We start from the raw sequence: 11,903 nt of genomic DNA on the forward strand, positions 1-11,903 counted from the left end.
ATACGCTGCGCACGGTATCACTTCCCTCTATTTCCCGCTTAATTCACCAGATTGTAATTCCCTCTGTGCTCCTATAATATGAAGTTTATAGATGATAGATAAGGGGCTTTATCTGATGGATTTTACAGCAATTGACTTTGAAACGGCCAACTCCAGCCGCTCCAGTGCATGCGCACTCGGGCTTGTTCAGGTTCGCGCAGGCGTGGTTACGGCGGAGCATGCCTGGCTCATTGATCCGCAGCAGCGGTTCGACGGCATGAACATCGCCATTCACGGGATTACGCCTTCCATGGTTCAGGGCAAGCCGACCTTCCGTGAGCTTTGGCCTACGGTTGAGCCGCTGCTGCAAGGAGAGATTGTGATCGCACACAATGCCTCTTTCGATATGAGCGTTCTGCGGTACTGTCTGGATGACTCGTCCCTCAGCTATCCGGATTTCCAGTATCTCTGCACCTACCTGCTGGGCAAAAAAATGCTCCAGGAGCTGCCCTCCCATAAGCTGAATGTAATCTCGGAGCATTTCGGCATCCGGCTGAAGCACCATGATGCACTCGATGACGCCAGGGCCTCTGCCCTGATTCTGCTGAAACTGATGGAGCAGTGGCAGCAGTTTGACCCGCTGCTCTTAGCCGGTGACCAGGGCTACAAAGCCGGCACCCTGTATGCGGGCGGATATACGCCGTTCAAGGCAGCGCCGAAGAAGCCGGCCAAGAAGCCGGCAGCCCTGAAGGCTGCTGCTCCAGCGGCCGAAGCCAAAGCAAAGGCTGCCCGAGAGATGCCGGAGCTGGTGCGGGGCCAGCGCGTGGATATCGGGGAGCGGCTCAGTGCATCGCGGCTCCTGTTCGCAATTGAGTGGGACGCGCCTTCTCCCGGGCTAGAGCTGGATGTCTCAGCCTTTCTGCTCCGGGATACCGGCCGCTGTGAACAGGAGCAGGAGTTTGTCTTTTATGGAAATATGGAAGACCCCGGCGGCTGTGTCCTCTATGCCAAACCTGCGCCAGACGCGGGACTGCTGATTCTGCAGCTCTCCAGGCTGCCCGCAGCCATTGAACGGGTAGCCGTTACACTTACAATCTTCGGGGATGTGTCCGGCCGGAGTCTGGGCCAGCTGGGGCATGCTGCGGCTTTTCTGATTGATCCCGCGAGCGGGAAGAAGCTGGCCGGCTTTCCTTTTGCCCAAGGCTTAACGCTCGAAACCGCTGTCGTGATTGGTGAGTTCTACAGGTATAAAGAGAAGTGGCGGTTTGCGGCAATCAGCGAAGGCTTCTCCGGCGGACTGCATGCTTTGTGTACCCGTTACGGCCTGGAGGTGGAGTCTTCCGGACCAGCGGCGGGATCTGCTGCGGAATCGGCGGCGGCGGCTGAAGCAGCGGTTGTGCGCTCCGCAGAAGGACCTGACGAATAGCTGTCCTTCATCCGTGCGCCATGTACAAATAACCCCCAATCCGCATTTGCGGTTTGGGGGTTTGCTTTTACCAGCTTACAGCTTCATCCGGTAGACAGCCTTATTCTCCAGCCCGCGGATGAACGGCGTCCATTCCTCGGTCTCAGGAGTTGTATCAAGCGCATCTTCCACCATCTGCAGCTTGGCATCCATCGCATCGATATGATGCAGAGCAACAGCCTCCGCCGTCTGCGGCTGAACTGGACTGCCCCATTCGCCGAGGTTATGATGTGACAGGACGAGATGCTGCAGCGCCATCACCTTCGCAGATTCCAGATCAATCCCCGTACGGATTGCCGCTTCTGTAATCCAGTTCGAGGCCATGGAGATATGCCCGATCAGCTTACCCGGTACGCTGTAATCCGATACGATGCCGAACTGCGAGATCATTTCCTCCGGCTTGGCAATATCATGGAGGATAATTCCCGCCCGCATCAGATCCGGATTCAGGAACGGCCGCTGCTTGCACAGGAAATCACCGATCTCCAGCATCCGCACCATATGATAGGCCAGTCCGGCAAAATAAGCATGATGATGCGTCTTGGCCGCCGGATAGTGCATCAGCTTCTCTTCCACCTTGCCGACGCAGAAGCTCACAATCGCTGCAATCTCCGGGTCTGCTATACTGGCCATTGCATTCTTAATGGTATGGACCAGATCCACCGGACGCACCGGTGCCGAGCGGATGAAATCGGTAAGAGACACGCCGTCCGATTCGTTAGCCAGCCTGATCTTGATTACTTTGACCTGCAGCTTCTCGCGGTAGGTATGGGCAATGCCCCGGACCTTCACCAGCGCCATCGGGAAAAAGGTTTCTTTATCCGCCACGCTGACATCCCAATACTTAGCCGACAGCTGGCCGCTGGAATCACCAAGTACAATATCGAAATAATCCTTTGGAGGAGTACCGTTTGTCTGTTTCAGTGCCAGCTCTCTAAGCAGATAGAAGCCGGTGAATTCATCCTGCGGGGATAATTGTTTAATAAGTGTCATGTAGGAGCCTCCTATTTCTCACAGGCCTCTTGCCTGCCCTGTATATTAGAGTTTAGACGTTCACTTCCGAAATCCCTCTAAATTACTATACGATTACCATTCTTAATTATACCCTTCCCTCAGCTGCCCTGTCCCGGATATCACAAAAATAACCCCACAAATCAACCCCACAAAGTGAGGCTCTGGCTCCGAGGGTTACTCAAGTAATTTGTGGAGGCCCCAAAATATATAAATTTTCATCTCACAAAAAAAAAGGGGTGTCCCGCCATTTGCATGGTCAAGGACAACCCCTTTATTTAGCAGATTACTTATTTACCAGCTGATTCAAGTGCAGCTTTGATTGCTTCAACAGCTTTGGCGGAGATTGCCTTCTGGGCATCATTAGCACCGAATGCAGCCGCGCGGTATCCATACTTGTGCAGGCCTTTACCGTTGGATGTGTTCTCGATTTCGTATTTCACGAGCAATTCATCGTCGGTGAGGTTGTATCTTACTTTGCCTTTATCATCAAGGAAGTAAACCACCATAGTAACCGGAACGTTGAATTTGGTAGTAACCATAACATTTACGGATTTGTCAGCACTTGCACCGATGAAGATCCCGTCGAAGTAAGCAGCCTTCTTAGTTTCTACAACTTCAGCCTTACCATAAGCTCTGTCAACGGCAGCTTTAAGTGCATTGCTGCTGCTGGTAGCGCCGGATACGGCATCAACTTCTTGAACGCCTTCTCTTGTACCTGCAGCCATGAAGCCCGCAGTCAGAACCGGAATAGCCTTTTGAACTTCAGCATAGGCAGCCTTACCCAGGTCTACCATGTTCATGCCTACACGGGACAGGGCAACGTTTACGATCTTGCCGTTACGCAGGGTAACTTCAGCTTTGTTGGTACCTTTGTCATAAGCATCACCGAAAGCGGTGAATGTGCCGTCTTTGTAAGCGCCTTGTACTTTGGAAGCATTGGTCAGAGCATCTGCAAGTGCTGCTTTTGCTGCAGCAGATACAGCTTCCTGGCCGGCAACATCAGCAGTGTTCACGCCGTTTGCAAGCAATCCGGCTGTCAGCTGATCCACAAGGGTTTTCTGTGCGTCAGTACGCTTGTCGTCTGCAATAACCTTACCGTCTGTACCGAACAGGCTCATTTTGATTGCAGTGACTTGATCGCCGGCAACATCTACCAGCAGAAGAACTTTGGACTGATTATCTACACCGGCAAATTTGCCGTCGAAGTATTTACCTTCTGGTGCCACCTTCAGAGCTTTCTCGAAAGCTCTTTCTACTGCCTGGTTCCAGCCGTGGCTGCTTTCAGTAGCGCCGGAAATTCCGTCTACCTTTTCATCATAATTAGCGATATAAGAGCCGTTAGCCAGCAATTTAGCAGTCATAGGAGCATTAGCTTTCACAACTTCAGCATAAGCTGTTGCGCCTCTGTCAATCAGGTTGGTGCCAAGTCTGAACAGCTTCACGTCAACCAGCTTGCCGTTACGGATAACAACATCAGCTCTCTCTACGCCTACACTTCTTGCAGTACCGTAGGAAGAATAGAATCCGTCAACATAAGCGGATGTGTTGTTAATGCTGGCATTTTGTTCTGCATCCCAGAATGCGTTGATTGCAGCTTTGGATTCAGCTTCGAAGCCGGCTACCGGCTTAGCAGCAGAACCATTTGCAAGCAGCACTGGAGTGATTGCTGCAATTGCTGCAGTTTGTTCAGCAGTGTATGCCTTCTCGTCTGCGAAATCACCGGTTGCTGTCAGCGGGTACAATTTAACCGCAGTCAGCTTAGTGGCTTCGTAAGTAGCGAACACAGCGTATTTAGCTTCCGGATCTACGCCCATGTGAACGCCGCTGAAGTAGGTTGCATCAGCCGGTTTGTCTTGCAGCGATCTTTCGAACGCTCTGTCCACCGACAATTTCCAGCCGTCGCTTGTGCGGGTTGCGCCGGATACCGCGTCAACTGCTGCTGCCTGATCTCTGGTTTTGCCGAGCAGTCTGTCTTTCATCAGACCGTATGCAACCCATACGCCGCTGTAGTTTTCACGGGCGTTGCGGTCGATAATTTTCGGGCTGGTTCTCAGCAGCTCGATATCGGCAATTTTACCGTCTTTAATTGTTACTTTAGCGCCTTCAGTACCTTTGGAGTAAGCATCGCCATAAGCTACATATACCCCGTCTTGGTATACAGCTTCTTTAACAACAACCGGTTTAGCCGTTGCTGCTGGTTTTGCGGTTGCTACCGGTTTAGCGGTTGCAGCCGGCTTAGCAGATGCCTTCGCGGATGCTGCTGGTGCAGCAGGTGCTGCTGTTGCAGCCGGTTTAGCGGTTGCTTTCGGTGTTGCTGCCGGTTTAGCAGTTGCCTTCGGCGTTGCTGCCGGTTTAGCTGTCGCTTTCGGTGTTGCTGCTGGTTTAGCCGTTGCTTTCGGTGTTGCTGCCGGTTTGGCTGTTGCCGCCGGAGCTTCTTCCGAAGCTGCCGAAACCGCATCGACCTTCAGGTTCAAGGCTGGTGCATTAATCGTGTAGGCCAGTGGAGCAAGCAGCAAGGCTGCGCTTACAGTCAAAGAAATTAGTTTTTTCAAATGCGTATTCTCCTTTAATAGATCCCCAGTAGTATGTAGCCCTTTAATACCGTTCCTTCTGGTCATTTCATCCCTTCTTACAAAGAGTACTCAAGCTCTTCATAAGAGGTCATCCCCCCTCTCCCAATCCTGCGCGGCCCATCCCGTTCTGTGAAAAAGCTGCATCTATTTATACAATCTTTCTAAAGGTGAAACAATTCACATAAAAAGGTGAATAAATTCACATAAAACGATTTTAGGCTGCTAGCGGTAATTTCTGGCTTGATGATATCAAATTTTAAACACTTTTCTCTGTGTATAAAATCACACACCCTATAAGAAACATCACTTTTTTGCGATTTACTTAAAAAGTACAAACAGTTTAACTCTCAAATTCTCCCATTTACTCCGTCTTATACAATTAATGTGATAGATTATATTGTCTTTATTTGCTGATTTGTGATATTTTTAAACGATGTCATGTTCATGGAAAGGAGCTGGCGGTGCACATGAATCAGCCTCTCATAGGCGTTATTCTTGCTCAAATCGGAACACCTGACGCCCCTAACAGTAAGGCGGTCCGCCCGTATCTTAGACGGTTCCTGTCTGACCGCAGAATCATTGATTACCATCCGCTGCTCTGGCAGCCTCTGCTGCACGGCATTATCCTGCGTACCCGGCCCGGCCGGTCAGCGAAGCTGTACCAGGAGATCTGGATGGAGGAGGGCTCGCCGCTGCTTGTCTACTCCAGGAAGCAGCAGGCTTCCCTCCAGCAGCTGCTCGGCAGCCGTTACCAGGTTGAACTTGGCCTTGCCTACAGTAAGCCCGGCATGCCTGAGGCCTTCCGCAGGCTGGAAGCTGCCGGTATCACCAGAATTATTGTTCTTCCGCTGTTCCCGCAGTACTCCTCCACTACAACCGCATCAGTCTATGAAGCTGCAAGCTTCGCCGCCCTGGGCCGGCACAGCAGCTCCGGGCAGGTATCCAAACGGTTTGTTCCGGCACTGCGGTTCATCGAGGCTTATCACGATGCGCCAGGCTATATTGCAGCGATGAAATCACTGCTGCTCCGGCAGATCGGCAAGTTAAAAGAAGAACCCGATTACTATATTTTATCGTTTCACGGTATCCCCCGCCGCTACGCCGAGACCGGAGACCCCTATCCGCAGCAGTGCCATGAGACAGGCCGTCTGCTGGCTGAGGCGATGGGCTGGGCCCCTGACCGCTGGCAGCTTACGTTCCAGTCCCGCTTCGGGCCTGAGAAATGGGTAGGGCCGTCCACCGCCGATACCCTCACCGGGCTTAGCGGACGCGGGATCCGCCGGCCGCTGGTTTTCTCCCCCGGGCTTGTGACGGACTGCCTCGAGACGCTGCATGAGCTTGCAGTCGAAGGAAGGGAGCTGTATGCTTCAGGCGGCGGTACGGCCGGGAATTTAAGCGTTGCCCCCTGCCTGAATGATGACAGTGAATGGATGGCTTTTCTCAGCGGACTGGTGAACGGTACAGCGCAGGGCTGGCTTCAGCCGGCGGAAGCTGCGGATGGATCCCATTTGCCTGACTGATAATGGAAGGCGCCTGATGGTAGAACTCCCCCATATCTTTTTAACAAAAAACCGCCCGTCCGCAAGTAAGTTATTCACTCCTGCAGCCGGGCGGTTCATTTATAGGCAATTCATGTTCACTCTGTCTATTCTTCCATTATATTATCATGCAGTCAGCTGTTTATATTTGGCAGTCAGTTCCTCGAACCACTGTTTGTCCTGCAGCGACAAAGCGAAGTCAATCAGCTCGGCAATCTCGCCCGGCTGCAGCTCCGGTGAATCATTGAAGCTGATCTCGGCTGAAGCAACCGCTGTACCTTCTGCACCATCCGCGAAGTCATAAGAGAACTTCAGCTTGATATCACTCTCGAGAAACTCATTCCGCAGGAAGTAGAGCACCTCGCACATCAATACAGGTCTGACATGATTATCGAAGACACAATCCATCACCTTGGCCCAATAATGCTGGTTGCTGAGATGGAGCTTATCATTGGTCAAAAGATATTGCTCACCCTGAAAGTCGTTGACGAACTTAAGTTCAACCGGCTCCATTTTAAAAATACCGGCTATCTGCTTCCTGGTGATATTCACAATCTCCTGTGTATCTATTCTCATCATCTCATACACCCCGTTCCTCATATTTGGACTTTCAGTATATTTCAGCAAATTCACGATTTGACAATAATTTTAACTAATTTAAAAGTATTATCGTCTATTTCTCATCTTTTGTTAATGGTTTTTGTTTAAATTTTAAAAAAATATGTTTCAAGTTGTGAGGAATCGGTTAATTATATGCTTTTTGTACAAGTTATACCCCTCTTACGCACAAACGGGATGCCTTCCGTACTCATTTGATGAGCAGGAGGCATCCCGTTTGCGGTGATGGCCTTATTATCCGGCTAATTAATTGCCGCTATTGTTGTAAATCAGTCCACGAACAGGGGCACCAGCTGAATGCCCTCTTCGGGCGATATGCGCACCAGCCCTTTGTCCGAGATCCGCAATGCGGGAATGACCGCCAGGGCCAGCAGAGACAGCGTCATAAAAGCGTAGTTCAGCGTGCAGCCTGCTTCATACAGTGCTTTGCTGATGGCAGCAGACTGGGCGGCAGCAATCTCGAACGGCTCTGCCGACATAAGTCCGGCAATGGCTAGCGGGAACAAGGTCGTTCCCGAAGACGTAATCACAGCGACACCGCCCTGTGCCTCCGCCACCGCATTAGCCGCTTCCGCCATAAGAACATCGTCGTTGCCGATGACCAGCACGTTATGGCTGTCATGGGCGACCGTCATGGCGATCGCCGCCGGCTCATGGAAGCCGATGCCCTGCACCACACCTACGGATTTATTGCCGGTTGCTTTATGCCGCTCCAGTACGGCGATTTTGCAGAGGCCGTCCTGAACCTGCAGCCTGGAGGCGGCTACCGGCAGATTGAGAATCAGCTCCCCGGTCTCCACATGATTCTCAATGACTTTGATGACCCGTGTTGCCAGAACTCCTGTGTCAACCGGCGCGTGGATTACGAAGTCCTCGGCTGTCGGCGTCTGCGCCAGATGTACAGAAGTTAATACTTCATCCGGGTAGGTGTAGGGATTCAGCTCAGCAGTCATAACCCCGTTCTCCGCTACGACCACACCAGCCGCAATCGTCATTACAACATTCACATCAGCCAGATTTCCGTCCAGCAGAATAATATCGGCGCAAGAGCCCGGTGTAATGGAGCCGATATCACGGGCTACCCCGAACCGTTCGGCGGTATTGATCGTCGCCATCTGGAAAGCGGTGACCGGCTTCAGTCCCTGGGAGATGGCATGGCGTACAACAAAATCCATATGCCCTTCATCCCGCAGCGATTCCGAGCTGCGGTCATCGGTCACCAGCATCATCCGCCGCGGATCAAGCCCGCGCTCTGTATGGGCAGTTAACGTCTTCGCCACATCATGCCAGGCGGAGCCGCGGCGCATTTTGGCATACATTCCGAGCCGGACGCGTTCAATAACATCCTCCGCCGTCACACACTCATGATCACCCGTTACCCCTGCCGCAGCATAGACCGGAAGTCTCCAGTCATCCGCAGGCCAGGTAAAATGCCCGTCAACATAACGCCCCGCGCGCAGTGTCGCCTGAATCTCCCCAAGCATCTTCTCATCACCGTAGACTACGCCGGGGAAATTCATCACCTCACCCAGGGCAATAACATCCGGCCCCCAGGTGTATGCCTCTGCCACTTCCTCCGGACCGATGGATGCGCCGGTCGTTTCAAATTCTGCCCCTGCCGAGGGTACGCAGGAAGCGACCTGCATGTATGCGGCCAGCGGCGTTCCGCGCATCTCATCCAGCATCAGCCGTATCCCCTTCAGTCCGAACACATTGGCAATTTCATGGGCATCAAAGAAACCGCCGGTGGTTCCCAGCGGCAGCACCGCCCGGGCAAATTCAGTCACAGTGAGCTGCGTGCTCTCAATATGGCAATGCCCGTCGAGCAGACCGGGCGCGATATATTTGCCCGCCGCATCAATGACCTGTGTCCCTTCTCCAATCGTATGCGATACATCTTTGCCGACATAGGCGATGCGGCCCCCCTGTACAGCAACAGACATGCCTTCAAGAATCTCTCCGGAACATACATTAACCAGCTTGCCGCCTGTTATCACCAGTGTAGCGGGCTGATCACCGCGGGCTGTAGCTACAAGCCCGGGCACGCAGTCCGCGAGCGGCTTTCTTGTATAACTCATAATGCACACTCCCTCCATTTATTAGTATCTATATTTATCTATTGCAACCGGACTGATTCAGTAACCAGTGCCGGCGAAAAAATATCTGAATCGTCTCGCCAGCCGTATCAGGCGAATGCCATTGCTCCTACAGGAGCATTTTGGGCGGAGTATAGTCTGGCTGAGGCGCCTCCGGCGGGACACTTCCCGCCGCTGGAGTGCCTGCGGCTGCGCGCCTCCGGCGGGACAGTTCCCGCCGCTGGAGTGCCTGCTTCCACAGGAGGCCTTTCACAAGAAATCCATCGGCTGAGGCAGCTCTACTCTTCTATTGTACGCTTTCCCTGCACCCATAAGCTCCCCACCGTAGATACCCCGACACTTTGTTACCCAGCCTATTATCTGCAGCTGCTGCTCCTGTAGCAAAAACGGCTCTGACGCCCTAACGGGACGCAAGCCGTTGTCTGAACAAAGTGGGCATAGAGCAAACCAGAACTGAAACAAATGAATGACAATTAGTAAAAGGCATATTTCTTTCTGGCCTACTTCTGGCGGTATCAGGGGTACTTTTGCACTTGATTTCAGCTATCCGCTCCAGCCAAATTGTGTTGATTCAAAACTCCATCTAATAAGTACGCCGGAATGCGGCTTCGGCGAAGGAGATAGAGAAAGAAACACTAACTATTGGAGTCAAATACGAACACCGCATGGCGCACACTTCAGGTAATTCTGAGACTTCGGATACTACAGGTACTATGGACACTACAGCCCTTATTCGCCCGTTTTTGTTTCATTTGACGAATTTGCGGACACCACGGCCCTTATTCGCCACTTTTGGCGGGCTATCTTCACTTTTCTAGCGAAATAACGGCGCTGATGTCCGTAAAACCCGGCATTGAGGCGCTTTTCCACATCTTAACGTCTCCCCTGTCCGTATCACTAGACTATTAACCTAAAAGCCAGCGCGTGACGGTCTACCTTATTGACTGAGATCTAGTTTTACCCCTTTTTTCGCTCATTCAGCCTATATTGGCAGAATTAAAGGGATTTTTACTCTTATTTCGCTCATTCAGCCTACATTGGGCGGGATTAAAGGGATTTTTACTCTTAATTCCACTCATTTAGCCTACTTTGGGCGGGATTAGAGGTATTTTTACTCTTAATTTCGCTCATTCAGCCTACATTGGGCGGATTTATGGGTATTTTCACCTTAATTTCACTCGTTCAGCGTACTTTGGGCGGAATGAAGGGCATTTTGCCGGTGGACCACAGCTTTCTCCCATTCGGCAGCAAACTGAGCATAGGTCACCCGGTTATTCGGATACGAAACAGCCTCCTCCGGTTCCTTGCTGCTTACCTTTCATCACTTACCGCATTTTTATGATTATCTTACTTCTGCCTCGTATACGTCAAGTGCTGCCTGTACGCCATGGCCGGCAGTAAGCACACATCCGTGACGCAGCAGCACAGCCTCCAGCGCTCCAAGCAGGCGCAGCACATTGTTCTCCCGGCAGCTGAAGCCCATCGTGCCGATGCGCCAGATCAAGCCCTTCAGCGGGCCGAAGGAGCTGGCAATCTCAATTCCGAAGCGGTTCAAGAGCATGGAGCGGACGGATTCCCCGTCTATTCCTTCCGGTATCAGCACGCAGGTTACCACCGTCAGCTTGCTGTCCGGATCGCCGTATAATTCCAGTCCCATCGCAGTCAGGCCTGCTACGAGAGCCTGCTCGTGCAGCCGGTGCCGGTCGTGCCGGGCCTCCAGTCCCTCCTCCAATACAAGCCGCAGCCCCTCCCGCAATGCATAGAGCATCGAAGTCATCTCCGTATGATGATTCAGCCGCTGCGGGCTCCAGTAATCCTGTAGCATGCCAAGGTCAAAGTAGTTGCTCCGGACAAACGGGAGCTCACCTGCTATAGCCTCGCCGGTTCTCAGCCCGCGCTCTACCTGTTTGCGCTTCAGCAGCTTCGCTTCAGCCCGTTCATTATACGTAACCGGAGCCATACCCGAAGGGACCGAGAGACATTTCTGCGTCCCGCCGATCACTGCATCCAGCATCCAGGCATCCGTCTCAACCGGCACTCCGCCGATGGTTGCCACTGCGTCTACTATCAGCAGGGCATCGTACTCCCGGCAAACCCGGCCGATTCCCTCCAGCGGCTGCACCCGGCCGGTGGAGGTTTCCCCGTGGACCATTGCCACAACATCCGGTTTAATGCTATGGATGGCTGCAATTACCTCTTCCGGCGGAAAAACACTGCCCCAGCTCTGCTCGATAGTGAAAACCTCCGCACCGCAGCGTTCAGCAATCTCATGCAGCAGATGGCCAAACCGGCCAAAGACCGGTATCAGTACCCGGTCTCCCGGTGCAATCAGACTGACCATTACCGCTTCAATACCCGAACGCGAGGTTCCGTCCACCGGATAAGCCCACTTATTGGTTGTCGCAAACAGTCCCCGCAGCATCTCCATAGTTTCGTTCATTATATCCGTGAATTCAGGATCAAATTGTCCCAGCACCGGAAAAGACATCGCCCGCAGCACACGCGGATCGACTTCCACCGGTCCCGGGGTCATAACACACCGCAAGGATGGCGACAAATCTTCATACCGCTTCATAACCCTTCCCCCCTCATGAATTCCAGAACCTCTTCAGACTGCTGA

7 protein-coding genes are annotated in these 11,903 nt (G+C 52.5%); 2 read left to right on the forward strand and 5 right to left on the reverse strand.

The genetic code is table 11. From position 1 onward, the window contains the following. Positions 1-115: 115 nt before the first annotated feature. On the forward strand, positions 116-1,405 hold the full coding sequence (locus LOS79_RS17645) for a TerD family protein (protein WP_315411373.1): 1,290 nt from the start codon (positions 116-118) through the stop codon (positions 1,403-1,405). 75 nt (positions 1,406-1,480) lie between these two features. Here the strand turns inward: LOS79_RS17645 and LOS79_RS17650 are convergent, their stop codons facing one another. Continuing rightward, complete coding sequence (locus LOS79_RS17650; RefSeq protein WP_315411374.1) at positions 1,481-2,437, reverse strand: 3'-5' exoribonuclease YhaM family protein; 957 nt, start codon at positions 2,435-2,437, stop codon at positions 1,481-1,483. Between the two features lie 308 nt (positions 2,438-2,745). Beyond that, entirely contained in the window at positions 2,746-5,010 is a 2,265-nt protein-coding gene (locus tag LOS79_RS17655) for an FMN-binding protein (protein WP_315411375.1), read from the reverse strand. A 488-nt stretch (positions 5,011-5,498) separates the two neighbouring features. On the opposite strand from LOS79_RS17655, the gene hemH reads away from it, so the two are divergent. After that, positions 5,499-6,551, forward strand: a complete 1,053-nt coding sequence (gene hemH / locus LOS79_RS17660) for a ferrochelatase (RefSeq protein WP_315411376.1) — start codon at positions 5,499-5,501, stop codon at positions 6,549-6,551. A 144-nt stretch (positions 6,552-6,695) separates the two neighbouring features. Here hemH and LOS79_RS17665 read toward each other — a convergent pair whose 3' ends face one another. The 3 genes from LOS79_RS17665 to LOS79_RS17675 form a co-directional block, all read right to left on the reverse strand. Next, positions 6,696-7,121 (reverse strand): IDEAL domain-containing protein, encoded by a 426-nt coding sequence (locus tag LOS79_RS17665; protein ID WP_315411377.1) that lies wholly within the window; start codon positions 7,119-7,121, stop codon positions 6,696-6,698. A gap of 335 nt (positions 7,122-7,456) precedes the next feature. After that, positions 7,457-9,265 (reverse strand): adenine deaminase, encoded by a 1,809-nt coding sequence (locus LOS79_RS17670; RefSeq protein WP_315411378.1) that lies wholly within the window; start codon positions 9,263-9,265, stop codon positions 7,457-7,459. 1,360 nt (positions 9,266-10,625) lie between these two features. Next, positions 10,626-11,858, reverse strand: a complete 1,233-nt coding sequence (locus LOS79_RS17675) for a pyridoxal-phosphate-dependent aminotransferase family protein (protein WP_315411379.1) — start codon at positions 11,856-11,858, stop codon at positions 10,626-10,628. Positions 11,859-11,903 lie beyond the last annotated feature (45 nt).

Source organism: Paenibacillus sp. MMS20-IR301 (assembly GCF_032302195.1).
Taxonomy (GTDB): domain Bacteria; phylum Bacillota; class Bacilli; order Paenibacillales; family Paenibacillaceae; genus Paenibacillus_AQ.